This is a genomic window from Glycomyces sp. TRM65418 (assembly GCF_019710475.1).
Taxonomy (GTDB): domain Bacteria; phylum Actinomycetota; class Actinomycetes; order Mycobacteriales; family Micromonosporaceae; genus Glycomyces.
The window spans coordinates 67,389-92,214 of record NZ_JAJFAX010000015.1 but is presented as its reverse complement, the minus strand read 5'-3'; the positions used below and the strand labels follow the sequence as shown (position 1 = coordinate 92,214).

23 protein-coding genes and 1 pseudogene are annotated in these 24,826 nt (G+C 70.7%); 18 read left to right on the top strand and 6 right to left on the bottom strand.

The window, feature by feature from the left end; all coding sequences use genetic code 11:
- The first annotated feature begins 127 nt into the window (after positions 1-127).
- The 9 genes and pseudogenes from nadD to K3N28_RS22360 form a co-directional block, all read left to right on the top strand.
- The gene (gene nadD / locus K3N28_RS22400; RefSeq protein WP_374209863.1) at positions 128-721 is read left to right on the top strand and encodes a nicotinate-nucleotide adenylyltransferase; all 594 of its coding nucleotides are present in this window, start codon (positions 128-130) and stop codon (positions 719-721) included.
- Between the two features lie 119 nt (positions 722-840).
- On the top strand, positions 841-1,263 hold the full coding sequence (gene rsfS / locus K3N28_RS22395) for a ribosome silencing factor (RefSeq protein WP_228094987.1): 423 nt from the start codon (positions 841-843) through the stop codon (positions 1,261-1,263).
- Entirely contained in the window at positions 1,260-1,916 is a 657-nt protein-coding gene (locus K3N28_RS22390) for a histidine phosphatase family protein (protein WP_228094986.1), read from the top strand. The genes rsfS and K3N28_RS22390 overlap by 4 nt, the downstream gene beginning before the upstream one ends.
- A 96-nt stretch (positions 1,917-2,012) precedes the next feature.
- Positions 2,013-2,495 (top strand): hypothetical protein, encoded by a 483-nt coding sequence (locus tag K3N28_RS22385; protein WP_228094985.1) that lies wholly within the window; start codon positions 2,013-2,015, stop codon positions 2,493-2,495.
- A gap of 13 nt (positions 2,496-2,508) precedes the next feature.
- A complete protein-coding gene (locus K3N28_RS22380; protein WP_228094983.1) occupies positions 2,509-3,357 on the top strand; it encodes a DegV family protein in 849 nt (282 codons plus the stop codon).
- A 254-nt stretch (positions 3,358-3,611) separates the two neighbouring features.
- Entirely contained in the window at positions 3,612-4,385 is a 774-nt protein-coding gene (locus tag K3N28_RS22375) for a helix-hairpin-helix domain-containing protein (protein WP_228094982.1), read from the top strand.
- Positions 4,386-4,607: 222 nt separating this feature from the next.
- Positions 4,608-6,923 (top strand): ComEC/Rec2 family competence protein, encoded by a 2,316-nt coding sequence (locus tag K3N28_RS22370; RefSeq protein ID WP_228094981.1) that lies wholly within the window; start codon positions 4,608-4,610, stop codon positions 6,921-6,923.
- 259 nt (positions 6,924-7,182) lie between these two features.
- Entirely contained in the window at positions 7,183-8,232 is a 1,050-nt protein-coding gene (gene holA, locus K3N28_RS22365; RefSeq protein WP_374209858.1) for a DNA polymerase III subunit delta, read from the top strand.
- A pseudogene (locus K3N28_RS22360) lies at positions 8,225-8,467 on the top strand (hypothetical protein); the annotation flags it as partial. The gene holA and the pseudogene K3N28_RS22360, both read left to right, overlap by 8 nt.
- A gap of 156 nt (positions 8,468-8,623) precedes the next feature.
- On the opposite strand, the gene rpsT reads toward K3N28_RS22360, so the two are convergent.
- Together rpsT and K3N28_RS22350 are read right to left on the bottom strand one after the other, a co-directional pair.
- Positions 8,624-8,896, bottom strand: coding sequence for a 30S ribosomal protein S20 (gene rpsT / locus K3N28_RS22355; protein WP_228094976.1), 273 nt, complete (start codon positions 8,894-8,896; stop codon positions 8,624-8,626).
- 202 nt (positions 8,897-9,098) lie between these two features.
- Positions 9,099-9,695, bottom strand: coding sequence for a TetR/AcrR family transcriptional regulator (locus tag K3N28_RS22350; RefSeq protein ID WP_228094975.1), 597 nt, complete (start codon positions 9,693-9,695; stop codon positions 9,099-9,101).
- A gap of 90 nt (positions 9,696-9,785) precedes the next feature.
- Between K3N28_RS22350 and K3N28_RS22345 the strand changes: the two genes are divergently transcribed.
- Positions 9,786-10,808 carry a hypothetical protein gene (locus K3N28_RS22345; RefSeq protein WP_228094974.1) on the top strand — a complete coding sequence of 341 codons (1,023 nt, stop codon included), beginning with the start codon at positions 9,786-9,788 and terminating at the stop codon, positions 10,806-10,808.
- 201 nt (positions 10,809-11,009) lie between these two features.
- Positions 11,010-12,872, top strand: coding sequence for a translation elongation factor 4 (gene lepA / locus K3N28_RS22340; RefSeq protein ID WP_374209857.1), 1,863 nt, complete (start codon positions 11,010-11,012; stop codon positions 12,870-12,872).
- Between the two features lie 61 nt (positions 12,873-12,933).
- Here the strand turns inward: lepA and K3N28_RS22335 are convergent, their stop codons facing one another.
- The 4 genes from K3N28_RS22335 to K3N28_RS22320 form a co-directional block, all read right to left on the bottom strand.
- Positions 12,934-13,635: a hypothetical protein gene (locus K3N28_RS22335; protein ID WP_228094972.1), complete on the bottom strand. Its 702-nt coding sequence runs from the start codon at positions 13,633-13,635 to the stop codon at positions 12,934-12,936.
- Positions 13,636-13,851: 216 nt separating this feature from the next.
- Positions 13,852-15,510, bottom strand: coding sequence for an alkaline phosphatase (locus K3N28_RS22330; protein ID WP_228094971.1), 1,659 nt, complete (start codon positions 15,508-15,510; stop codon positions 13,852-13,854).
- A gap of 142 nt (positions 15,511-15,652) precedes the next feature.
- Complete coding sequence (locus tag K3N28_RS22325) at positions 15,653-16,501, bottom strand: hypothetical protein (RefSeq protein ID WP_228094970.1); 849 nt, start codon at positions 16,499-16,501, stop codon at positions 15,653-15,655.
- Positions 16,502-16,531: 30 nt separating this feature from the next.
- Complete coding sequence (locus K3N28_RS22320) at positions 16,532-17,302, bottom strand: enoyl-CoA hydratase-related protein (protein WP_228094969.1); 771 nt, start codon at positions 17,300-17,302, stop codon at positions 16,532-16,534.
- A gap of 138 nt (positions 17,303-17,440) precedes the next feature.
- On the opposite strand from K3N28_RS22320, the gene K3N28_RS22315 reads away from it, so the two are divergent.
- The 7 genes from K3N28_RS22315 to K3N28_RS22285 all read left to right on the top strand — a co-directional run bounded on the left by K3N28_RS22315 (position 17,441) and on the right by K3N28_RS22285 (position 24,815).
- Positions 17,441-18,607 carry a transposase gene (locus K3N28_RS22315; protein ID WP_228094968.1) on the top strand — a complete coding sequence of 389 codons (1,167 nt, stop codon included), beginning with the start codon at positions 17,441-17,443 and terminating at the stop codon, positions 18,605-18,607.
- Between the two features lie 89 nt (positions 18,608-18,696).
- The gene (gene hemW, locus K3N28_RS22310) at positions 18,697-19,878 is read left to right on the top strand and encodes a radical SAM family heme chaperone HemW (protein ID WP_374209862.1); all 1,182 of its coding nucleotides are present in this window, start codon (positions 18,697-18,699) and stop codon (positions 19,876-19,878) included.
- Positions 19,879-20,020: 142 nt separating this feature from the next.
- A complete protein-coding gene (locus K3N28_RS22305) occupies positions 20,021-21,169 on the top strand; it encodes a CapA family protein (protein WP_228094966.1) in 1,149 nt (382 codons plus the stop codon).
- A gap of 154 nt (positions 21,170-21,323) precedes the next feature.
- Positions 21,324-22,337: a heat-inducible transcriptional repressor HrcA gene (gene hrcA / locus K3N28_RS22300; RefSeq protein WP_228094965.1), complete on the top strand. Its 1,014-nt coding sequence runs from the start codon at positions 21,324-21,326 to the stop codon at positions 22,335-22,337.
- A 15-nt stretch (positions 22,338-22,352) separates the two neighbouring features.
- Positions 22,353-23,486, top strand: a complete 1,134-nt coding sequence (gene dnaJ, locus K3N28_RS22295; protein ID WP_228094964.1) for a molecular chaperone DnaJ — start codon at positions 22,353-22,355, stop codon at positions 23,484-23,486.
- 71 nt (positions 23,487-23,557) lie between these two features.
- Complete coding sequence (locus tag K3N28_RS22290) at positions 23,558-24,040, top strand: hypothetical protein (protein ID WP_228094963.1); 483 nt, start codon at positions 23,558-23,560, stop codon at positions 24,038-24,040.
- Between the two features lie 49 nt (positions 24,041-24,089).
- On the top strand, positions 24,090-24,815 hold the full coding sequence (locus K3N28_RS22285; protein ID WP_228094962.1) for a 16S rRNA (uracil(1498)-N(3))-methyltransferase: 726 nt from the start codon (positions 24,090-24,092) through the stop codon (positions 24,813-24,815).
- The last annotated feature ends 11 nt before the right edge of the window (positions 24,816-24,826 follow it).

Genomic DNA, 24,826 nt, shown 5'->3' with positions numbered 1-24,826 from the left:
ACGGAAAGGCCCGACGCTGACGCGTCGGGCCTTTCCCGTTTCGGTATTCAAGGGCTCCGCCATTCGGCGGGGCCCTTTCGCATGCTCCGAGTGCGGAACGGCGCGATAGGATTCGGGCGTGCCTGACTTGCCAGCGCGTCGCATCGGGGTCTTCGGGGGGACTTTCGATCCTCCCCACCTGGGGCATCTCGTGGCCGCAGGCGAGGCCGCGTATCGGTGCCGGCTCGACGAGGTGGTCTTCGTCCCGACCGGCGATCCCTGGCAGAAACAGCATCGCAATGTCACCGAGGCCGCTGCGAGGCTGGAGATGACGCGCGCGGCCGTGGATTCCGACCCCCTGTTCCGGGTCAGTACCTGCGACGTGGATCGCGAGGGCCCGACGTATGCGGTGGACACGGTCGCCGATGTCCGGGCCGAATACGACGAGGACGTCGATCTGTACTTCGTCATCGGCGCCGATTCCCTGGAGAACCTCTACACCTGGCATCGGGTCGAGGAGTTGATCAAGGCGGTGAAGTTCATCGCGCTGAATCGTCCCGGGCACTCGCGCCGCGGGGTCGACACCTCGTTCGGCGTCGACGTCGAGTTCATCGACATGCCCGCAGTGGACATCTCTTCGACTGAATGCCGCGAACGGGTCCGTGCCGGAGAGCCGATCCGGTATCTCGTCACCGATCGGGTCGCGGCATATATTCACCGACACGCGCTTTACCGCGATTGAGCGTTGGGACGCTTCGCACAGCGACTGGCAGGAAACAGGCGGGGCGTCGTCGTACCCAGCGTGTAAGACTAGAGCTGAACCGGCGAGCGCCGGTGGAGATCTCGTCGTCAGGAGCGTTCGTGACCGCAAGTGAAACCGCCCAGACCCTGGCTTTTTCCGCAGCCCAGGCGGCGGCTGACAAGAAGGCCTTTGCCATCAACCTTCGGGACGTCACTTCGAAGATCGCACTCACCGACGTCTTCGTGATCGTCTCGGCATCGAACGAGCGGCAGGTCCACGCGGTCGTCGACGCGGTCGAGGAGAAACTCATCAAGGAGCACGACACCCGTCCGCTCCGCCGCGAAGGCAAGGGCGGCGAGCAGTGGGTGCTCCTGGACTACAACGACATCGTGGTCCACGTCTTCCACAAGGAGGCGCGCGACTACTACGGTCTCGACGGTCTCTGGAAGGACTGCCCTGAGATCGAGTTCGTCGACCAGGACGACGCCGAGCGGGCCCGCGGCACTGAGGTCGCCGAGGCCGACGGCGAGGACGAGGAATGAACCGGCTGCTTGTGGTCCGCCACGGGCAGACCGCGTGGAACATCGAGGGTCGCATCCAAGGCTCGTCGGACATCGACCTGGACGAGACCGGCCGGGCCCAGGTGGTCGAGGCCGCCCCGGAGCTCGCCGAGTACGAGCCGACGCGGATCATCTCCTCGGATCTGCGGCGCGCGGTGGACACGGCCCGGCCGGTCGCCGAGCTCACGGGCATCGAGATCGAGCTGGACAAGCGGCTCCGGGAGCGTGCGTACGGCCCCTGGGAGGGTCTGACGCAGTTCGAGATCGCGGAGCAGTTCCCCGAGGACCACCGGCGTTGGCGTTCGCAGGAGCCGTTGCAGCACCCCGAGATCGAGACGTGGGCGGAGTTGCACCGGCGCACCGGCGATGCCGTGCGCGACATCGTCTCCTCGGAGGTCGAGGGGACCGCGATCGTGGTGTGCCACGGGGGTTCGGCCCGGCAGATCATCGGCGGGATCCTCGGATGGGACGAGACGTCGACCAGCACCCTCTCGGGCATGGACAACGCGCACTGGGCCGAGCTTCGGCGCATGCGTTCGGGCAAGTGGCGGATGTTCGGCTACAACCTCGGCGTCCCGGCGCCGCACACGATCGGGTCGACGGCCCTCGCGCGAGGTCAGCAGGCGCGCGGTTAGCTCCGCTCCGATGCCGGATCGCTGGACCGGGCTCGTCCCGGAGTCGTAGGCTTCGAACAGGTGCAACCGCACCGCGTTCGGAGGCGTCAAACCGGCATGAACATGCAGACATCCCGCGTCCGACGATCGGCGGGCCTGACCGACTCGCTGATCGGGGCGCTCCTGGTGACCGTGCTCGCCGCATGCGGTTCGGGCGGCGGCGGCGCCGCCGACACTGCGGAGCCGTCGACATCGGCGGCGCCGACCGCGCTGAGCCCTTCGCCTGAAGCGACCGTCACCGAGGAGACCACCGTGCCCGATGAGACCACCCCGTACCTGGACCCGTCCCTCGGCGACTCGTCGAAACCCGGTTCGGCCTCGCAGACGACCATCTCGGGGACGGTCGAAGCGGGCGTCGAGTCCGGTTGCCTGGTGCTCGAGCACGACGGGACGGTGTACGGGATCTTCGGAAACTACGATTCGTCGATCGTCTACGCCGGAGCCAAGGTCACGCTGCACGGGCAGATCGACAAGGGCATGATGTCGACCTGCCAGCAGGGCACCCCCTTCGTGGTGGAGGATGCCGAAACCGCGGATTAGGTACTGTGGCGGCGTGACCGTCGTCGTCGTTACCGATTCCACTTCGGCCCTGCCTGAGGCGCTGCGCGCCGGGCACGGCTGCCTGACGGTGCTCGGAATCCCGGTGCTGATCGGCGGGGTCGAACACCGCGAGGGCGAGGACGTCGGCGGGGAGGCGATCCTGCGGGCTGTCCGGGAGGGCCGCGAGGTGACGACTTCGGGCCTGCCACCGGAGGAGCTGCGGGCCACCTACACGCGGCTGCTCGACGAGGGCGCGAGCGGAGTCGTCTCCGTGCACCTCTCCGGGCGGCTCTCGGGGACGGTGGCGGCCGCGGAGGCCGCTGCGGCGGGCTTCGGCGGCCGGGTCGCGGTGGTCGACTCGCTCGGCGCCGGAATGGGCGTCGGATATCCCGTGATGGCGGCCGTCGAGGCGGCAGAGAAGGGCGCGGAGGTGCTCGCCGCCGCTGCCGCGGCGCAGGCGGCGATCGGCCGGACCACGACCTACTTCTACTTGGACACCTTGGAGTTCCTGCGGCGCGGCGGGCGGATCAGCGCGGCGCGGGCGATCGTCGGCACCGCGTTGTCGGTGAAGCCGATTCTGGGCGTCGAGGACGGGCGCATCGACGTGGTGGAGAAGGTGCGCACGCCGACACGCGGACTGCAGCGCCTCGCGGCGCTCGCGGTCGCGGATGCGGGCGAGACCGAGGTGGAGATGACGGTGCACCACCTGGGCGCGGAGCGACGCGCTGAGGCGCTGGCCGGATGGCTGGCGGAGCGCTTCGAGGGCCGGCTGCGGCGCATGGACGTGACTGAGGTCGGCGCGGCCGTGGGCGCTCACTGCGGCCCGGGCCTGGTCGGCGTCGTCACGCGCCGAATCCCCTGAGCGCGCACTGGTTCGACCGGCAGGTGCCGCCGTCGCGGGAACCGGGCGTCGATCAGGGTGCGCATGCCGGCGAGGGGAACGTCCAGCTGACCCCGAGGCGTCTGCGTCGGCGGCTGTTTGCAGCGGCCGGCGCATTATGGCGTCTCATTCGGGCTCCGTCCACACGTTCCGGGGTTGTCCACAGGGCTGATTCGGTTGTCCACAGGCCGAAAAGATCCCAGTCACGGCCGTGTCCTCCGTTCGTTGAGCCGGGTATGGAACGCGAACTGCCACCCGATGCAGCGGCGCTCGCCGCGAAGCTCCGACTGCGACTCGATCAGCCCGCTGACGATCCCGGCGTCTGCAGGGAGACCGTCGACGCCGACACCGGCGAGCCCCGACCCGAGCCGGTGCTCAGTCCGCCTCCCGTGCGGCGCTTCGACGAGCGCTTGGAGCGCCTCCAGAACCGCTTCGGACTCTCGCACCTCAACCGCCGGGTCCTGGTCGCCGTCGCCCTCCTGGTCGCCGCGGTAGGGCTGTCGGTGACCCTCTGGTCCTGGCCCGACGCGGAGCCCGCCGCCACCGCTCCCGCTGCCGTGCCCGAAGCGGCTGCGACCGAGACGGCGACGATCGTGGTCTCGGTCGCCGGTGCGGTCAACGACCCCGGCATCGTGGAGCTCGACGCCGGATCCCGGGTGGCCGACGCCATCGAGGCCGCGGGCGGGTTGGCCGAAGGCGCCGATCCGGGCTTCCTCAATCTCGCCCGCGTGGTCGCCGACGGCGACCTCGTCGCCGTCCCCGACGCCTCGGCCGCGGCCCCGGCACCGGGCGGCGGCTCGGACGGGTTGGAGTCCGGCGGCCTGGTGAACGTCAACGTCGCCAGTGCGGCGGAGCTCGACGCGCTCAACGGCATCGGCCCGGTCCTCGCCGAGCGGATCATCGAGTACCGCGAAGCCAACGGCAGCTTCCAGTCGCTCGACGAGCTGTCCGAAGTCTCCGGCATCGGGTCCGCCCTGCTGGAGCAGCTGCGCGAGCAGGTGACCCTGTGAGGCCCCCGCTCTCGTGGAAGCCGATCGGCCACGACGCCATCGAGGGCCTCATCCGCACCGCGCACCGCCACCCGGCTTCGCCCTCCGCCGCTCCCTCGACGCGCGCGGAGACCCCGCCTCGGCCGTCCTCGGCTGCGACAGCACCGCCCAGGACCGGCCCTCCTCGGAGCGAGGGCTCGGTGTCGCCGATCGGATCACCGGCGCCGGTCGGAGGTCGGCCCGGTGAGTGACGAGTTCACCCTGCGACCGGCGCCTTCCGAAGTGGTCCGGCGGGACTGGCGGCTCCCGCTCGTCGCCGCCGGGATATGGGCGTCGGCGCTGGCGGGCCTGTACGGCTCGGTGGCCAGTGGCCTGGTCACCGCCGCTTCGTGCGCGGCACTGGTCGTGGCGGGACGCCGGTGGGACCGGGGCTTCGCCGCGGCGCTCACCACCGTCGCGTTCGGGGGGATCCTCGGCGCGGGAGTGACGACGGCGCACGTCGCCGCCCGCGACCACTCCGGGCTCGCGGCGCTGACCGCCGCGGAGGCGCGCGGGGAAGCCGAACTGGTGCTGCACACCGCGCCGAAGCCGTCGACCCGCCGACCGGACCTGGTCACCGCCACGGCGCGACTTCAGTCGTTCACCGCCGAAGACGTCGCTCTCGAAGGGCATTGGCAGGTCCTCCTGGTCGCCAGCGGTGGCGAGTGGCGCGAGGCGGCGGCGGGGCAGCGGGTGATCGTCCCTGCCGTGGTGCGCGAAGCCGATCCGGGACGGCTGACGGCCGCGATCGTCAGCGCCCGGGGGCCGCCCGAACCCGCAGGGAACCTGTCGCCGCCGCATCAGATCGCGGCCCACGTCCGGGAGCGGCTCGCGACCGCGGTCGAGGCCGTGCCGCAGCCCGAGGCGGGGCTGATCCCCGCGCTCGCGGTCGGCGACACGTCGATGATGGAACCGGAACTGGCCGCGGACTTCCGGTCGACCGGTCTGGTCCACCTCGTGGTGGTCTCCGGATACCACTTGAGCCTCGTGGTCGGTGTGGTGCTGGCGGTGGCCGTGGCGTGCCGGGCCGGTCCTCGTGGGCGGGTGCCGGCCGGGGCGGTCGCCATCGCCGCGATCGTGGTGGTGGCCGGTCCCCAGCCGAGTGTGCTGCGGGCGGCGGTGATGGCGGGGATGACGTTGCTCGCGCTGGCCGCCGGCCGGCCTCGGGCGGCGACGCCGGCCTTGGCGACCGCGGTCCTCGTGGTGATCCTCGCGGATCCGGACATGGCCGCGCAGGGGGGTTTCGCCCTGTCGGTCGCCGCGTGCGTCGGGCTGGTGTTCCTGGCGTTCCGCTGGGCGCGACCACTGGAGCACCGGGGCTGGCCGCAGCCGGTGGCGTTGGCGGTCACGATGCCGCTCGCCACCCAGGCGGCGGTCACCCCGCTGCTGGTGGGCCTCGGCAGCGGGGTGAGCCTGGTGTCGGTCCCGGTGAACGTGCTGGCGGCGCTGGTGGCCGCGCCGGTGGTCGTGCTGTCGGTCGGCGCGGCCGCGGCGGCGGCCGTGTGGGTCCCGGCCGGGGCCTGGGCGGCGCAGGCGGCCGCGGTGCCGGCGCGGTGGCTGGTCTGGTTGGCGCGGACGGGTTCCGAGGTTCCCGGGGCGCTGGTGCCGGTTCCCGGTGGGCTGTGGTGGGGCCTCGGCTCGGCGGCGGCGCTGGCGCTGCTCATCGTCCTGCTCCACCTCCGCCGGTTGCGGCTGCCGCTCCTCGCGGTGCTCGCCGCGGCGGGACTGGGCATGATCCCGGCCTGCGTCATGACGGGCGGTCCGCCTTCGGGATGGGTGGTCACCATGTGCGATGTGGGGCAAGGCGATGCCCTCGTGCTGCCCGCGGGGGAGGACGTGGTGGTGGTCGACGTGGGGCCCGATCCGGCGGCGGTCGACGCGTGCCTCGACGCGCTGGGGGTCGACCGGATCGCGTTGCTCGTGTTGTCGCACTTCCACATCGACCACACGGCCGGGATCGGCGGGGCGATGGAGGGACGGGAGGTGGCCGCGATTCTGGCACCGCCGCCGGGTGAGGCCCGGTACGGGTACGAGCTGGTGGAGGAGCGCGCCGGGGAGGTGCCGGTTCTGGAGGCCGAGCCGGGTGCGGTGTTCGCGTTCGGGGCGACGCGGCTGGAGGTGCTCGGGCCGCCGGCCGAGTTGCTGAGCGGCACGCGCTCGGACCCGAACAACAACTCGGTGGCGCTCCGGGCGGAGGTGGCCGGGACCAGTGTGCTGCTGACCGGGGACGTCGAGTTGGAGGGCCAGCGCGCGCTGCTCGGGAGCGGGTCGGCACTGCAAGCGGACGTGTTGAAGGTGCCGCATCACGGGTCGTCGTTCCAGGTTCGGGAGTTCCTGGAGGCGGCCGACCCGGCGGTGGCGCTCGTCGGCGTCGGGAAGGGCAACGAGTACGGACATCCGGACCCGGGGCCCCTGGCGGTGCTCGAGGGGGTCGGGGCGCTGGTGTTCCGGACGGACGAGGCGGGACGGATCACGGTGTCGCGGAACGGGAGCGACTTCGAGGTGCGGACGGAGGAGTGAACACGGCGTGGCCTCTGCACGGAGGCGGGGGCGATCGGTCCCGTCCCGGGGGACGGGCTGACGCAAGGCAGTCGCTGCGAGGCCGGCCCCGCAGCCGGCCGCGTCCGGTGCACGCGCTCCGAGACCAACGTCGGCGCGGGGTGCGACGGGCCTCTTCAGCGGGAGACCGCTAGGGCGTGGGGGACGCCGATTGGGTGATTGTGGTTCCGGCATTGCGGGCGTTGCCACTGCGGCCGAGCAGGCTACGGGGGTTGCGCGGATGGCGACGGCCCTGTCGAGGACGGGAGTGGTCCCTGCGGCATGGGAGGATGGTCCCGTGGCTGCACTCGAACCCATCCGCCTGATCCTGGGCGACGACGAATTCCTCGCCGAGCGGGCCGCCGCCGACTACGTCAGGGCGGTGCGCGCCTCGCTGCCCGAAGGGGAGCCCGCGCCCGCCGTCAACCGCATCAGCGGCAACGACCTGAACACCGGCGCGTTCGCCGAGCTGACCAGTCCGACCCTGTTCGGCGGCGCGGTCGTCGGCGTCATCGAGTCCGGTCAGGACGTCGACAAGGACCTCGCCGCGGCCGTGCTCGCCTACGCCGAGCAGCCCGCGCCCGGCATCTACCTCGCCGTGTGCCACAACGGCGGCAACAAGGGCAAGGGCCTCTCCGAAGGGCTGAAGAAGCTCGACGTCGAGGTCGTGCGCGTCCCCAAGATCAAGCGGCAGCCCGATCGCGTCGCGTTCGTGCGCGGCGAGCTGCGCGACGCGGGGGCCTCGCCGCGTTCGGCCTCCGCCGAGATCGCCGACACGATCATCCAGGCCGTCGGTTCGGACCTGCGTGAGCTCGCCTCCGCGTGCGCGCAGCTGGTCGCCGACACCGACGGGAAGATCACCCAGGAGAGCGTCGCCAAGTACTACTCCGGCCGCGCCGAGGTCTCCGGGTTCACCGTCGCCGACGCGACGATCGCCGGGGACACCGCCGAAGCGCTCGGCGCGCTGCGCTGGGCCGTGCAGGTCGGCGTCGACCCCGTGCCGATCGCCGACGCGCTGGCGATGGCGGTGCGCAACCTCTCCCGCGTGGCCGCCGAGCGCGGCGGCGCGGCCCAGCTCGCCGGGCAGCTCGGCATGGCGCCCTGGCAGGTCGAGAAGGCCCGCAAGCAGGCCCGGAACTGGACCGCCGACGCGCTCGCCGAGGCGATGCGGGTGTGCGCCAGGCTCAACGGCGAGGTCAAGGGCGGCGCCGACGACCGCGGCTGGGCCCTCGAACACGCGATCCTCCAGATCACCCGTCTGAGCGCAGCAGGGAAGGGCAGCCGTGTCTGAGTACCGTCATGGACGAGTCGCCAGGCCCCGCCGGCCCTGGTACGCGCGGGCGCTGCGCCTGAAGCACCTGTACCTGTCGAACGTGTGGTGCGTGGTGTTCTTCGAGGGGGCGATCGCGCTGGCGGTGCTCATGGCGCTGACCGAGCTGGTGTCCTGGTGGGTGGTGCTCGTGCTGCCGCTCGGGGTGGCCTGCATGGTGAAGCTCAACGACGTCATCGCCGGGACGCTCGACCGCCACGGCTGAGCGCCGGGCAGAACGGTTCGTCTCGGGGGCCGGGCCCCCGGTCGGCGATGGCGCCCGCGGGTGCGGCCTCGTCCGGGAACGCCGAAGGCCCGAGGGTTCGCACCCTCGGGCCTTCTGAAGCGTGTGTGGCTCGTCCCCTGCTCGCGTTTAGGCGGAGGCGGAGAGCTTGTTGTAGGCCGCGGCAAGCTTCGACTTGCGCTGGGCGGCCTGGTTCTTGTGGATGACACCCTTGGTGGCGGCCTTGTCCAGCTCGCGGCTGGCGGCGCGCAGGTGGGTCTCGGCAGCGGCGACGTCGCCAGTGGCCGACGCCTCACGGAACTTCCGGACGGCGGTCTTCAGCGACGACTTCACAGCCTTGTTGCGCATCCGGCGCTTCTCGTTCGTCAGAATGCGCTTTTCCTTGGACTTAATGTTCGCCACGCGTGAAGCCTCAGTTTCGTGATTGCTTGGTTCCTTAATTCACCGCGTCGGAGGCAGACGGCACTCCGAGCGCCTGTCAACGTTACCAGGAGCCGAGCATCGCACACGCCCTGGGAGCATGACCGCGAGCCAGATTACACCAGGTCGAAGGCACCGCTCGCGTCCCGGTCCCCCGCTGTCGCACGCGTTACGCCGCGGGCGCTCAGACCGAGGCGCCGCGGTCGCGGAGCGCGGGCAGGACCACCTCGTCGACGATGGACGCGACGACCTCGTCCGTCAAGTCGCCGAAGAGGAGGAACTCGTTGCGCACCAAGTCGATCGGCAGCCGTCGCAGCCGCTCGGTGAGCTGTTCCCCGCGGATCTCCCCGCGGTCGATCGCCCGTCCCCAGACCGCCATGTCCAGCAGGTCGAGGAGGTGGTTCACGACTGCCCGGAAGAACTTCTGCCGGAGCTCCGGGTCGTTGCTCGCTTCGGCGAGCAGGGCGAGCATCGCGGTCTGGCCGATGATGCGCAGGCGTGAGCGCATCAGTGTGAGCAACGCGACGATGTCGCCGCGGAGCGAGCCGGTGTCGGGGATGGAATCGGGGCGGGGCATGCGGCTCACGGCGCAGGCCATCATCATCTCCACGCGGCTCGACCAGCGCCTATAGAGCACGGGCTTGCTCGTGCCGGCCCGCTTCGCGACGCCTTCGAAGGTGAGCCTGAGGAAGCCGACCTCCTGGAATTCGTCCCAGACGGCGTCGAGGATCGCCTGTTCGAGCTCCTCGCCGCGCCGCCGCGACACCGTTCTGCGTCCCAACCCGGATCCCCTCTAGATACTGACCGTTTCTTATGTTAGCTTGACTCCAACAAGATACGGTCCGTATCTTACGGATGATTGGAAACCATCATGGAGCACTCGCCACCCTCGGCTGCCCCGGCGAACACCCCCGTGGGGCGCGTGATCGGCGTCTGCGTGGGACTCGCCCTGCTCGTCGGCGCCATCACCCTCGCCTTCGCCTGGCCCTCCTCGGACATCGGGCCGAACGAACTCCCCATCGCGGTCGTCGGCCCGCCCGAGGCCGCCGACCAGATCCAGACGCGGCTGGACGCGGTCGAGCCCGACGGATTCGACGTCACCGCCGCGGCCGACGTCGACGCGGCCGAGACGATGATCAAGGAGCGCGAGGTGTACGCCGCCCTCGCGACGACCCCTGACGGGGTCACGCTCTACACCGCCTCGGCAGCCTCGCCCATGGTCGCCCGCCTGCTCACCGGCATCGCCGAGCAGATGGCCGCCCAGTCGGGCGGGCCCGGGGCCGCGCTCACCGTCGAAGACCTCGTGCCGATGCCCGCGGACGACCCGAACGGGGCCGGCCTGGCCGCCTCGGCGTTCCCGCTGGCAGTCGGCGGCATCGTCATCGCCGCGCTCATCGGCCTGACCGTCCGCGGCAGCGGCCGCCAGGTCGCCGCCGCGATCATCGCGCCGCTCGGCGTCGGCGCCACCGTCGCCGCGATCCTGATGTACGTGCTCGAATCGGTCGACGGCGACTTCCTGTCCATCGCCGGCGCCCTGTCGTTCACGATGGGGGCCACGGCGTGGGCGATCCTGGGCCTGCTGAAGCTCCTCGGACGAGCGGGCCTGGCGATCGGCGCGGTCACCGTGATGCTCGTCGGCAACCCGCTCTCGGGCATGTCGGGCGCGCCGGAGCTGCTCCCCGCGCCCTGGGGCGAGTTCGGCCAGTTCCTGACCCCGGGCGCCGGGGCGACGCTGCTGCGCTCGACCGCGTACTTCGACGGCCACGGCGCCGCAACCGCGATCGGGGTCCTGAGCACCTGGGCCGTCGCCGGAGTGGTGCTGTTCACGATCGGCGCGGTACGCGCCAAGGTCGGGGCCGTGGGCGCCGATGACCGCGAGGCCGTTCCGGCGTAGCCGAGGCACGACCGAAGTCGGCGGTCCCGGCCGCGTCGCCGCGGCCGGGACCGTTCGCGCGCGCCGGCGGTGAGCCGTCTGCCTTTTGTCGCTGGGTGGGCGGGGGTACTCGGGCCCGTAAGGCAGAATTGGCTAGCCCGGCCCATCCGGCCGCGCCGATCGTCGCTCGCGAGCGCGGCCGGCGAGGCTCGCGAGCCGCACATGAGCACTGCACGATCAAGGAAGGCCACCGTGACCAACGCGCCAGGCTCGACCGCTCCGGAGATCATCCGGAACTTCTGCATCATCGCGCACATCGACCACGGTAAATCCACCCTGGCCGACCGCATGCTGCAGATCACCGAAGTCGTCGACGCCCGCCAGATGCGCGCGCAGTACCTCGACCGGATGGACATCGAGCGGGAACGCGGCATCACCGTGAAGTCCCAGGCCGTCCGCATGCCCTGGACGGCGCGCTCCGGCGCGTCCGAGGGACGGGACTTCGTGCTCAACATGATCGACACCCCCGGGCACGTCGACTTCACCTACGAGGTCTCGCGCTCGCTCGCCGCCTGCGAGGGCGCGATCCTCCTCGTGGACGCCGCGCAGGGCATCGAGGCCCAGACCCTCGCGAACCTCTACCTCGCCATGAGCAACGACCTCACGATCATCCCGGTGCTCAACAAGATCGACCTGCCCTCGGCCGACCCCGACCGGTACGCCGATGAGCTCGCGAACCTCATCGGCTGCGAGCCCGAGGACGTCTTCCGCGTCTCCGGCAAGACCGGCGTGGGCGTGGCCGAGCTGCTGGACGCGGTCGTCGACCAGATCCCGCCGCCCGTGGGCGACGCCGACGCGCCCGCCCGCGCGATGATCTTCGACTCGGTCTACGACGTCTACCGCGGCGTCATCACCTATATCCGCGTCATCGACGGCAAGCTCAGCGCCCGCGACCGCATCCGCATGATGTCGACCCGCGCCGACCACGAGCTCCTGGAGATCGGCGTCATCAGCCCCGAGCCGGTGGTCTCCAAGGCACTCGGTGTCGGCGAGGTCGGGTACCTCATCACCGGCGTGAAGGACGTACGGCAGTCCAAAGTGGGCGACACGGTCACGCTCAACAAGAACCCCGCCACGGAGGCGCTGCCCGGCTACACCGAGGCCAAGCCCATGGTCTACTCCGGGCTCTACCCGATCGACGGCTCCGACTACGGGAACCTCCGCGAGGCCCTCGACAAGCTCCAGCTCAACGACGCCGCGCTGCAGTACGAGCCCGAGACGTCCGCGGCGCTCGGCTTCGGCTTCCGCGTCGGCTTCCTCGGCCTGCTGCACCTGGAGATCATCCAGGAGCGCCTCGAGCGCGAGTTCAACCTCGACCTGATCTCGACCGCGCCGAACGTGGTCTACCAGGTGGTCAAGGAGGACGGCGAGCACGTCGAGGTCACCAACCCCTCGGAGTTCCCCGAGGGCAAGATCTACTCGATCACCGAGCCGATCGCCAAGGCCACCATCCTGACCCCGAAGGAGTACATCGGGACGGTCATGGAGCTGTGCCAGACCAAGCGCGGCGTCCAGATCGGCATGGACTACCTCTCGACCGACCGGGTCGAGATCCGCTACACGCTGCCGCTGGCCGAGATCGTCTTCGACTTCTTCGACCAGCTCAAGTCCCGCACCAAGGGCTACGCCTCGCTCGACTACGACATCGACGGCGAGCAGGAGTCCGACCTCGTGAAGGTCGACATCCTGCTCCAGGGCGAGCGCGTGGACGCCTTCGCGGCGATCGTCCACAAGGACCAGGCCTACGCCTACGGGGTGCGGCTCTCGGAGCGGCTCAAGAAGCTCATCCCGCGTCAGCAGTTCGAGGTGCCCATCCAGGCGGCGATCGGCAGCCGGATCATCGCCCGCGAGACCATCCGCGCGCTGCGCAAGGACGTGCTCGCCAAGTGCTACGGCGGCGACATCTCCCGCAAGCGCAAGCTGCTCGAGAAGCAGAAGGAAGGCAAGAAGCGGATGAAGAACATCGGGCGCGTGGAGGTCCCGCAGGAGGCGTTCATCGCCGCGCTGCGGACCGACGAGAACTAGCCCGCAGCACACGCAAGGGGGCGGCGCCGACATCGGCGCCGCCCCCTTCCGTATGCGGTGCTTACTGCTGCGGCGGGTAGCTCGGCGGCGCGGCCTGGCCCGGGGCGGGCGGCTGCTGCGGGTAGCCCGGCGGCGGCGCCTGGCCGGGGGCCGGCTGCTGCTGGTAGCCGTGCGGGGGGTGCTGGGGCGGCTTGGGCAGGTTGCCCGGCCGCGACTTCAGGTACTGCTCGACCTCGGGTTGGGTGAGCAGGTAGAACGCCGCGCAGACGGCGGCGATGCGCGCCAGGCCGAGCAGCACCGCGAGGGCCGCGTACCAGCCCAGGCCCCAGCCGCCGAAGAAGCCGCCGAGCGAGAAGAGCCCGAGGACCCCCAGGCCGATGTACAGGGGGACACGGGGATCGGCCGCGCCGAAGGCGCCGAGCCTGTCCCGGGTGATGAGCCAGACGATCACGATCGACAGGCCGTGGAAGATCAGGCCCACGATGGCGGAGCCGATGATGAAGCCGCCGAGCCACGGGACCGTCGCCACCGCGATGATCGCGAACAGCGCCAAGAGGACCGTCGCCGCGAAATAGGCCCACAGCGATTGCGTCAGCTGATTGACCTTCTTGGGCCGGGCGGGATTTTCCTTGATGCCCCATTCGACGGCGAAGTCGCCTTGTCCGGGGTTCGGGCCGCCGTGGTTCGGCGGCGGCCCGGCGGGGCCCCCACCTGGGGCGGCGCCGTACGGATTCGGTTCGGGCGGTTGCGGCGGATACGTCATGGTCGCTGCTCCGGGCAAAGAGAAGGGCGTGCTTGCACCGCTCACTGTAGCCTTTCCGCGCCCGTTCCGGGGGACGGCGATAATCCGCAATGCAGTGGGGGATATGGCAATACGGCGCAATTTCGGACGCCATTCGAAAGGACCCGAATCGATAACGGTGAAAGGAAAGGGCGGTCCGCCCGCGCGGGCGGACCGCCCTTTCCACTGTGGGAGAGGCTAGTTCAGGGCGTCGTCGGCGTTCTCGTCCGAGCCCGCGAACGGGTTCTCGTTGAAGGTCGTCATCGACGGGTCGATCGGCCGGTCGTAGGTCTGGTGGAGCGTCCGCTCCCGGTCGGCGATCGTGTAGGAGCGGCGGGTGTACACCGGCGCGTCCTGCGTCGTCACCTCCGGCACCACCTGGAAGTTCACGTCCATCTGGTCCCGGGTGATCACCGTCTCCACGTAGCCGCGCTGCGCGTTGCGGAACTTGATGTGCGGGTTGATCTTCAACGACGCGTTGTCCTCCGGCACCGAGTCCACGCCGTTCCCGCCCGAGGTGATCGAGGTCGCGACCAGCTCGACGCCGACCGACTCGCCGTCGGTGTCGGGGAAGCCGTTCAGGATCTCGCCGGCCCAGTGCGTGTGGACGTCGCCGGTGAGGACCACCGGGTTGCGCACCCCGGCCTCCATCCAGCCGTCGATGATCCGCTGCCGGGAGGCCGCGTACCCGTCCCAGCCGTCCATGCTCGTGTTCAGCACCGGCCCGGCGTTGCCGTCGCGCTGCGTGAAGAACACCTGCTGGCCGATGACGTCCCAGCGGGCCTTCGAGGAGTGGAACCCGTCGATGAGCCATTCCTCCTGCGCCTCACCGGTGATGGTGCGCGCCTCGTCCCACGCCTCCGCGCAGTCGTTCTTCCAGCCGTCGCCGCAGGCCTGGTCGTCGCGGTACTGGCGGGTGTCGAGCATGTGGAAGTTCGCCAGCCGCCCCCACTGGACGCGCCGGTACAGCTGCATGTCGATGCCCTCGGGGACCGAGGAGCGGCGCAGCGGCATGTTCTCCCAGTACGCCTGGAACGCCGCGGCCCGGCGGGCCAGGAAGTCCTCGGTGTTCGGGGTGTCCGAACCGGCCTCGGGGTGCTCGTCGGCCCAGTTGTTCTCGGTCTCGTGGTCGTCCCAGATCACCAGCCACGGCGCGGCCAGGTGGGCGGCCTGGAGGTCCGCGTCCGCCTTGTACTGGGCGTGGCGCTGGCGGTAGTTCGCGAGCGTGACCGTCTCCGGCCCCTCGTGGTCGCGGACGTTCCCGTTGGGGGAGTTGTAGACCTTCGCCTTGTACTCGTACATGTAGTCGCCCAGGTGCAGGACCAGGTCGGGGTTCGACTCGGCCATGTGCCGGTAGGCGGTGAAGTACCCGTGCTCGTACTGCGAGCACGAGGCGAACGCCATCCGCAGCTCGTCGGGCGTCGTCCACGGGGCCGGGGCCGTCACGGTCCGGCCCACCGGGGAGGTCCACCTGCCGGTCCTGAACCGGTAGTAGTACTCGCGGCCCGGCCACAGGCCCTCGACTTCGACGTGGACGCTGTAGCCGACCTCGGCGGCGGTCTCGACCTCGCCGCGGGCGACGCGGTGCCGGAAGCGCTCGTCCTTGGCGACCTCCCACTTGACGTCGTAGACCCCGTTCGGGATGCCGCCCAGGCCGTCCTCGGCGAGCGGGTCCACCGCCAGGCGGGTCCACAGGACCACGCCGTCGGGCTCCGGGTCGCCGGAGGCGACGCCGAGGGTGAAGGGGTCGGTGCGGAGGTTCGGGCGGGTGCGGGTCTCCGCCCAGACGGCGGACGGGACCGCGACGGCGGCACCGGCGGCGGAGGAGGCGAGCAGGATTCGGCGCGACAGGCGCATATGGACCTCGCTTGGGGAAGTTGCGCGGGTTTGTGACCCACACAGCCCAACAAGCGATCGTGGATGTGCTGGAACCTGCGGTGGTCGTATCGATGAACCGGCGCCGAACACTCCCGTGCCCGGTGGCGGTCCTCCGTACTAACTACTCGCCGGCGGCGAAGGTGACGACCACGGCCGAAGTATCGGCGGCCCCCCGGCCCCCGTCGGTGGACTCGGGTTCCGGTTCGGTCCAGGCGTCTTCGCCCGGGCTCCACACCTTCCCGCCGTATTCGACGGTGGCGATGCCGTGGTCCCAGGCCCTCGCGACCGCCCAGGCCGCCCGGTTCCAGCCCTGGGCGGCGTCCTCGGCCGCGATCACCACTGTCGCACCGTCGACTTGCGACACCTCAGCGCCCCAGTGGTACTCGTGCGCCTCGGCGAGCGCCGCCGCATCGGTCGCGACCTCGTCGGCCTTCCCGCTGACGCACGCGAGCCCCGACTCCTCGCCCCCGGCCAGGACCGCCGCGATCACCGTCGCGTCGGTCTCCCACTGCTTGTACAGGTCCGGGTAGGCGCTGATCTGGACCGCCTGGGACGCCTCGGCGAGCGTCATGTCCCGCCAGCCGTCGGTGCGCTGCAGCTTCTCGTAGAACTTGAACGCGGCGTACACGGGGTCCATGAGCTCGTCCTCGGTGCCCCAGCCCATGCTCGGGCGCTGCTGGAACAGCCCCAGCGAGTCGTCGTGGCCGTAGTCGACGTTCACCAGCTCGGACTCCTGCATCGCGGTGGTGATCGCCACGGCGACCGCATGCTCGTCCATGCCCTCGCGGTGGCCCACCGCCGCGATCGTGGCCGCGTTCGCGGCCTGCTCGGCGCTCAGATGCACGCGGCCCTCCTCGGCCGCGAAGTAGCAGCCGGTCGGCCGCGGACGCAGCAGGTCCTCGGCCTCACCGCCGCAGGCGGTCAGGCCCGCGAGGAGGACCAAGGAGGTCAGAACGGGGAGTGCGCGCAACGGTGACTCCGATCTGGTCGGCGGGGCAGATCAGCCTACCCAAGAAGGGGGACGCTTCTCAATGAACGAACGGATGCCTTCGCCCCCCTCTTCGGAGAGGAAGTACTCGGCCGTAAGGGCAGCCGCCGCTCGCAGCTCCTCACGCAGATCCGTTGCGGCCGTAAGCTTCTTGATCCCGGCCTGGGCCGAGGGGCCGCCCGCCAGCAGCTGCTTGACCGCCTGCTCGAGGTGATGGTCGACACTGCCGGGCTCCGCGGCGGTGGTCACCAGGCCCCAGCCCTCGGCGCGCGCCGCGTCGAAGGACTCGCCCGTGAGGAACAGGCGGCGCATCAGGCCCGGGCTCAGCTTCCGCGCTACCACCGGGCCGATCACGGCCGGGACCACGCCGAGGCGGACCTCGCTGAACGCCAGAGGCGCGTCGTGCTCGGCGATCACGAGGTCGGCCGCGGCCAGCAGCCCCATGCCGCCGCCCTTCGCGCCGCCCCTCGCGACCGCCACCACCGGCTTCGGCGCCTCGCACAGCTCCGCGAGGAGCTCCGCCAGGTGCACCGCGGGCAGGTCCTCGGGGCGCGCCGCCGCGGCCGACTCCTTCAGATCGCCGCCGGCGCAGAACACCGGACCGGTGTGGTCGATCACGATCACCCGGACCTCCGGGTCGGCGACCGCGTTCGCCAGCGCCTCCCGGGACTCGGCGATCAACCGGGTCGACAGCGCGTTGCGGTGCCTCCGGTCGTCGAGGGTCATGGTCGCCACTCCCGAGGTCACGGCCTCGTACCCGATCAGTGCGTCGTTGCCTGTCATCAGTGCTCCTCCATGGATACAACTGTTTTCGAATGAGGCTGTTGCTGGTCGCGCCTCATGGGCGAGTACCGCCTCGGGCCGTGCCTACGGCATCTTACAAACAAGTACGGTATGTTGTGAGATGTGGATGGTCCTTGCGTGAAGCGGGCGTTCAAGTACCGCTTCTATCCGACCGACGTGCAAGCAGCAGAGCTGTCTCGCACGTTCGGATGCGTAAGGAAGGTCTACAACATGGCGCTAGCGGCCCGCACTGAAGCGTGGACCCGCCAGGAGCGCGTCAACTACAATCAGACCTCCGCGATGTTGACCGCTTGGAAGAAGACCGACGACCTGTCGTACTTGTCCGAGGTCTCCTCCGTTCCGTTGCAGCAGGCTTTGCGGCACTTGCAGGGTGCGTTCACCCACTTCTTTGCGAAGCGCGGCGCCTATCCCAAATTCAAGTCGAAGCGGCGGTCGCGGTCGTCGGCCGAGTACACGCGGTCGGCGTTCAAGTTTCGCGACGGTCGGCTCACGCTCGCGAAGATGAACGAACCGCTTGACATCGCGTGGTCGCGGCCTCTCCCCGAAGGGAGCGAGCCGTCGACGGTGACGGTGTCCCGCGATAAATCCGGACGCTGGTTCGTGTCCATCATTTGTGATGACCCGAATGTGAAGCCGCTGCCCGCTTCGGATCGGGTTGTTGGCGTCGATGTCGGGATCGACCACTTGCTCACTCTCTCTTCGGGAGAGAAGATCGCCAACCTCAAGCACGAGCGCAAGGAACGCGAACGCCTGGCGAAGGCGCAACGTGCTCTCGCGAAGAAGACCCCCGGATCGAGCAACAGGGCGAAGGCCCGGCTCAAGCTTGCCAAAGTACATGCCCGAATCACCGATCGACGGCGCGACCATCTCCACAAGCTCACCACCCGACTCGTGCGTGAAAACCAAACGCTCGTGATCGAGGATCTGACGGTGCGGAACATGGTTAAGAACCGGAAATTGGCTCGCGCCATCTCCGACGCGTCGTGGTCGGAGTTCCGAGGCATGCTGGAGTACAAAGCCGCCTGGTACGGGCGGGAAGTAATCGCGGTGGACCGGTTCTTCCCTTCCTCCAAGCTGTGTTCCGAGTGCGGTGCGCTTCGCGAGAGGCTGCCGTTGAACGTGCGCGAATGGACCTGTGACTGTGGCGTGACCCATGACAGGGACGTGAACGCGGCGAAGAACCTTAAGGCCGCCGGACTGGCGGTTTCGGCCTGTGGAGCTGGTGTCAGACCTCAACGGAGAGTTCCGGGCGGGCAGTCAGCGTTGAACCAGGAAACCCTGTAGAGCGATCTGCAGGTATCCCTTCCTGCCGGAGGGGAAGATGTCAAGCCAGTACCGTAGTCAGCGTGTCCACCAGTCCCGCCACGAGCGTCGTGGGTTCGACCACCGCGGCCGTCGCCGCAGCCGCCGCCGACCCCTCGGTCGGGAAGGCCGGTTTCGGCTTCTACGTGCACGTGCCGTTCTGCGTCTCCCGCTGCGGCTACTGCGATTTCAACACCTACACGGCCTCCGAACTGGGAGGGGGCGTCTCGCGGGACGCGTACGCCGCGCTCGTGCGCGCCGAGATCCGCGACGCCGCAGCGGCCTTCGCCACGCCCCCGAAGGTCGACACCGTCTTCTTCGGCGGCGGCACCCCCACGCTCCTCTCGGCCGCCGACCTGTCCTCGATCCTCGGCGAGATCGACCGCGAGTTCGGGCTCGCCGCCGGCTACGAGGCCACGACCGAGGCCAACCCCGAGTCGGTGGACGCCGACTACCTCGCCGAGCTCCACGACGGCGGCTTCACCCGCCTCTCGGTCGGCATGCAGTCCACCGCCTCACACGTGCTGCGGATCCTCGACCGCGAGCACTCGCCGCAGAAGGCCCTCGACGCCGTCGCCCACGCCCACCGGGCCGGCTTCGCGCACGTCAGCCTCGACCTCATCTACGGCACGCCCGGCGAGACCGCCGCCGACTTCGCCGGCAGCCTCGCCGCCGCCGTGGACGCCGGGGTCGACCACGTCTCGGCGTACGCGCTCATCGTCGAGGACGGGACCGCGCTGGCCCGCCGCATCCGTTCCGGTCAGGTGCCCCAGCCCTCCGACGACGTGGCCGCCGACCGCTACCTCGCCGCCGAATCCGCGCTGGCCGCGGCCGGATTCGAGTGGTACGAGGTCTCCAACTGGGCGACCTCCGAAGCGGCGCAATGCCGTCACAACCGCCTGTACTGGGAGGGCGGCCACTGGTGGGGGGCCGGGCCGGGCGCGCACTCGCACCTGCCGGGCGTGCGCTGGTGGAACCACAAGCACCCCTCCACGTACGGCGCGGTCCTCGCGGAGGGCCTGCCCGCGGCCGGGCACGAGGTCCTCACCGACGACGACGAGTACCTGGAGCGGATCCTGCTGCGGACCCGGCTCGCGGCCGGGCTGCCGCTGTCGCTGCTGCGGGCCTCCGGGGTCCGCGCGGCCGAGCGGGCGGCGGCCGACGGGCTCGCGGTCATCGAGGACGAACGGCTCACACTCACCCTGCGGGGCCGGCTCCTCGCCGACGCGGTCGTGAGAGACCTCACCTCCTGATCGCGTCCGCGAGGCGAGCCCGTAGATTCGGCCTTGCGAACAACGCTCGCGAACCGTGCATCCCAGCAGGTAGACTCGCGCCTCCCGCAGAGGAAGGCGGGCCCGCCCCCGAACCCCCATACGACCCCGGAGTTCACCACCCATGCATACGACACCGTCCGCCGCGCGCCCCTCGCGCGGCACCCGGCTCGGTCGCCGCGGCCTCCTCGTCGCCTCCGCCGCGGGCCTCGCCGCGGCCGCCGCCTGCGGCGAGGAGGAACCGCCCCCGGCGCAGGACGACGGCGGCCAGGCCGCCGCCGAGACGACGCCCGCCGAGTCGCCCTCGCCCGAGCCGCGCGAGATCACCATCACGCACGTGGGCGACACCATGCCCGGCTCCTACCCGAACCAGATGGCCTCCGACGACGGCGCCGGCTTCTTCGCGGGCGTGCGCGACGCCCTCCCCGGCGACGTCGTCATCGCCAACCTCGAAGGCGCCCTCTCGACCCTCGAGTTCGACAAGTGCGGCGGCGGGGAGTGCACCTACTTCCGGCTGCCCGCCGAGTACGCCCAGGTCTTCGCCGACGCCGGCTTCGACGTCCTCAACCAGGCCAACAACCACGGCTGGGACGCGGGCCCCGACGGCGCGATCGAGACCCAGGAGGCCATCCGCGAGGCCGGCATGGCCGTCTGCGGCATCAAGGACGAGGTGTGCCTGGTCGAGACCGAGAGCGGCCTCACCGTGGGCCTGGTCGGCTTCGCGCCCTACACGTTCTACACCGACAACCGCGACCTCGACGCCGTCGCCGCGCTCGTCGCCTCCGCCAAGGAGCAGGCCGACATCGTCGTCGCCACCGCCCACCTCGGCGCCGAGGGCACCGACCACCGGCACGTCCCCGAAGGCGTCGAGACCTACCTCGGCGAGGACCGCGGCGACACCCGCGCCTTCGCGCGCACCTGCGTCGACAACGGCGCCGACCTCGTCTTCGGCCACGGCCCGCACGTGCTGCGCGGCATGGAGGTCTACAACGGCAAGCTCATCGCCTACTCCCTCGGGAACTTCGGCGGCGGCCAGAACCTGTTCGCCACCGACGGCCCGCTCGGGCGCTCGGCGATCCTCACCGTCACCGTCCGCGAGGACGGCACGATCCTCGCCGCGCAGGCGACCGCCACCCGCATGGACGGCGACGGCTACCCGCAGCTCGACGACGACCACGGCGCGTTCGAGGACCTGAACGAACTCGCCGCCGACTTCGGCGACGCCGGAGTCCGGGTCGACGACAACGGCGCGCTCATCATCCCGGGAGTCTGACCCCCCACGTAGACTGGCACTCGCGGACCGGGAGTGCCAGACTTGAGTCCGGTCGAGTGAACCTGCGCCGACGACCGGCCGGGCACTCGCCCGGACCGGGCGATCGCCCGGCCCGCGAGGTTCGCCAAGGACGAGACGAGAGGACGTGGCCGCGATGGACGATCGCAAACTCGAAGTGCTGCGCGCCATCGTCGAGGACTACGTCGCTACGCAGGAGCCCGTCGGCTCCAAAGCCGTCGCGCAGCGACACGCCCTCGGCGTGTCGGCCGCGACGGTGCGCAACGACATGGCCTACCTCGAAGAGGCCGGGTACATCCAGCAGCCCCACACCTCGGCCGGGCGCATCCCCACCGCCAAGGGCTACCGACTCTTCGTCGACCGCCTCGGCAAGATCAAGCCGCTCTCGGCCGCCGAACGGCGCGCCGTGCACCGCTTCCTCTCCGAGGCCATCGACCTCGACGACGTCGTCACCCGCACCGTGCGGCTGCTCGCCCAGCTCACCCACCAGGTGGCCGTCGTCCAGTACCCGAGCCTCAACCGCTCCTCGGTCCGCCACCTCGAGCTCGTCTCGCTCACCCCGACCCGGCTCATGCTCGTCATGATCACCGACACCGGCCGGGTCGAGCAGCGCTACGTCGAGGTGCCCGCCGAACTCGGCGAGGAACACGTGCTCGAACTGCGCCGGCTCGTCAACGAGCAGCTCCAGGGCAAGGCCCTGGCCGACGTCCCGAGCCTCATCGCGGACCTCGCCGGGCTCGTCCGCCCCGAACTGCGCGACGCCGCCGCGGAGCTGGCCCGCGTGCTCAAGGAGACCGTGGTGGCCCGCACCGAGGAACGCGTCGCCGTCGCCGGCGCGGCGAACCTCACCCGCGGCAACTTCTTCGCCGGGTCGATGCGCCCCATCCTCGAAGCGCTCGAAGAGGAGGTCGTGCTCATGCAGCTGCTGGGCCGCGCCGACTCCAACGCGCTCCTGACGGTGCGCATCGGCGACGAGAACGAGATCGACGACTTCCGCGAGACCACCGTGGTCACCGCCGGATACGGGCCGGGATCGGTGGTCGGCCACATGGGCGTCCTCGGTCCGACCCGCATGGACTACCCGGGCACGATCGCGGCCGTCCGCGCCGTCGCCCGGTACGTATCCGAGATTTTGGAACAGAACCGCTGACAGGACAGAGCGCACGTGGCTAAGGACTACTACGGCATTCTCGGCGTCGACCGGAACGCCACCGACGACGAGCTCAAGAAGGCGTACCGCAAGCTGGCGCGCAAATACCACCCCGACGTCAGCGACGAACCGGACGCGCAAGAGCGCCTCCAAGAGATCAACGCCGCCTTCGAGGTCCTCATGGACCCCCAGAAGCGCGCGATCGTGGACGCCGGCGGCGACCCGTTCTCCCGCACCGCGGGCGGCGCCGGAGGCGCGCCGTTCATGGGCTTCGAGGACATCATGGACGCCTTCTTCGGCGGCTCCATGGGCGGCTTCGGCCGCCGCGGACCCCGCTCGCGCACCCGTCCCGGCAACGACGCGCTGCTGCGGCTCGACCTCGACCTGGAGGAAGTCGCCTTCGGCACCGAATCGACCCTGACCGTCGACACCGCCGTCCTGTGCGACGCGTGCGACGGCTCCTGCACCGAGGGGGACGCCGAACCCCAGGCGTGCACCACCTGCGGCGGCTCCGGCGAAGTCCAGGTCGTGCAGCGCACCATCCTCGGCCAGGTCCGCACGGCGCGGCCCTGCTCGGCCTGCTCCGGCTACGGGACGATCATCGCCGACCCGTGCCGCAAGTGCGGCGGCGAAGGCCGCGTCCGCTCCCGCCGGCGCATCACCGTCAAGGTGCCCGCGGGCGTCGAGGACGGCATGCGCATCCGCCTCTCCGGCGAAGGCGAGGTCGGCCCCGGCGGCGGCCCCGCCGGCGACCTCTACGTCGAAGTCCACGAGAAGCCCCACGAGGTCTTCACCCGCGAGGGCGCCGACCTGCGCTGCCGCGTCCGCGTCCCCATGACGCAGGCCGCGCTGGGCACCAAGCTCAACATCCACACCCTGGACGACCAGGTCGAAGTCGAGGTCGTCCCGGGCACGCAGCCGGGCACGATCAAGAAGGTCCGCGGCCACGGCGTCCCCAAGCTCCGCGGCGGCGGCACCCGAGGCGACCTGTTCGTCGAACTCGACGTGCGCACCCCCACCAAGATCGACGCCGAGCAGGAAGAACTCCTGAAGAAGCTGGCCAGCCTGCGCGACGAGGAGATCAAAGAGGTCAAAGGCGGATCCGGTTTTTTTAGCCGCATGCGCGACGCCTTCAACGGACACGCGTAGCGCCCGATGCGGTGATCGCGGCGCTTCGCGCGCAACAGCACCGAACGCGAGCGCTGTTACACTCCGGGGCCGTGATCGCCATCGACTTCGCCGGCCTCCTGCCGGTCCTCGCCGTGCTCGCCCTCCTGGGCGGGCTCGGCTACGTCCTCTACCGCCGGACCAGGCCGCGCGGCGGACCGGCCGGCGTCCGCCTCGACGTGCCGCCGCCGTCCGGCGGCCCGCAGATCGGCGAACGCTGGTGGGTCGACGTCCCGCACCAGGACGACCCCCGCGCCTCCAAGGCCCGCCCCTGCATGGTCATCGGCTACTCCGGCAAGGGCTACTGGGTCCTCAAATGCACCACCCAGGCGCCCAGGGAAGCGCACTGGCGCGTCCCCGTCCCCGCCGACCGGTGGAACCCGCCGGCCGACAAGGACGGCTTCGTCGACCTCGTGCCATTCCACCTCCCGCGAGCGCGCTTCGAACGGAGCCTCGGCCGGCTCGGGAGCGCGTCGACCTACCGGCGGATCACGACCGGTCTCCGCTGGGAGCGCGCCGCCGACTTCATCGGCTGACGCCGACTAGGCTGTTCCCGGTCAGACTCCCGCGACGGACAGGAATCAGGTGAGCGATCCGGTCTTCCTCGTCGACGCCCTCCCCGGCGGCGACGACTTCGTCCTCGACGGCCCCGAAGGGCACCACGCCGCCGACGTGCAGCGCCTCCAGCCCGGCGAGACCCTGCTGCTCGCCGACGGCGCGGGCGGCCTCGCCTCGGCCCGCGTCGCCGCCGCCGAACGCGGCTCGCTGCGCCTCCGGATTCTGAACCGGCGCACGCTCCCGGCCCCCGACCCGAAGCTCACCGTCGTCCAAGCCCTCCCCAAAGGCGACCGCGGCGAACGCGCCGTCCAGATGCTCACCGAGATCGGCGTCGACGAAGTCATCCCGTGGGCCGCGTCCCGGTCCATCGTCCAATGGAAGGGCCCCCGCGGCGACAAGGCCCGCGCCAAATGGACCAGCACCGCCCGGGAGGCCTCCAAGCAGGCCCGCCGCGCCCGCCTCGCGCACGTCGCCGAGCTCCACACCACCAAGCAGCTCGTCGCCCGCCTCCGCGAGGCCGCCCGAGTGCTCGTCCTCCACGAAGCGGCCGACGCACCGCTCTCCCAGGTCGAACTCCCGACCACCGGCGAGATCGCCCTCGTCATCGGCCCCGAAGGCTCCATCAGCCCCGACGAACTCGCCGCGCTCGCGGAGTTCGGCGAGCCGATCCGCCTCGGCGAGACCGTGCTGCGCACTTCCACCGCGGGACCCGCCGCGCTCGCGGTGCTGCAGGCCCGGCTCGGCCGCTGGTGACTAAGATTCCC

Bases quoted from the DNA above. Each gene is read 5' to 3' on its own strand.
- K3N28_RS22390 (WP_228094986.1), top strand. From the start codon at position 1,260: ATGAACCGGCTGCTTGTGGTCCGCCACGGGCAGACCGCGTGGAACATC.
- K3N28_RS22385 (WP_228094985.1), top strand. From the start codon at position 2,013: ATGAACATGCAGACATCCCGCGTCCGACGATCGGCGGGCCTGACCGAC.
- K3N28_RS22375 (WP_228094982.1), top strand. From the start codon at position 3,612: ATGGAACGCGAACTGCCACCCGATGCAGCGGCGCTCGCCGCGAAGCTC.
- holA (WP_374209858.1), top strand. From the start codon at position 7,183: ATGGCGACGGCCCTGTCGAGGACGGGAGTGGTCCCTGCGGCATGGGAG.
- K3N28_RS22345 (WP_228094974.1), top strand. From the start codon at position 9,786: ATGGAGCACTCGCCACCCTCGGCTGCCCCGGCGAACACCCCCGTGGGG.
- lepA (WP_374209857.1), top strand. From the start codon at position 11,010: ATGAGCACTGCACGATCAAGGAAGGCCACCGTGACCAACGCGCCAGGC.
- K3N28_RS22335 (WP_228094972.1), bottom strand. From the start codon at position 13,635: ATGACGTATCCGCCGCAACCGCCCGAACCGAATCCGTACGGCGCCGCC.
- K3N28_RS22330 (WP_228094971.1), bottom strand. From the start codon at position 15,510: ATGCGCCTGTCGCGCCGAATCCTGCTCGCCTCCTCCGCCGCCGGTGCC.
- K3N28_RS22320 (WP_228094969.1), bottom strand. From the start codon at position 17,302: ATGACAGGCAACGACGCACTGATCGGGTACGAGGCCGTGACCTCGGGA.
- K3N28_RS22305 (WP_228094966.1), top strand. From the start codon at position 20,021: ATGCATACGACACCGTCCGCCGCGCGCCCCTCGCGCGGCACCCGGCTC.
- hrcA (WP_228094965.1), top strand. From the start codon at position 21,324: ATGGACGATCGCAAACTCGAAGTGCTGCGCGCCATCGTCGAGGACTAC.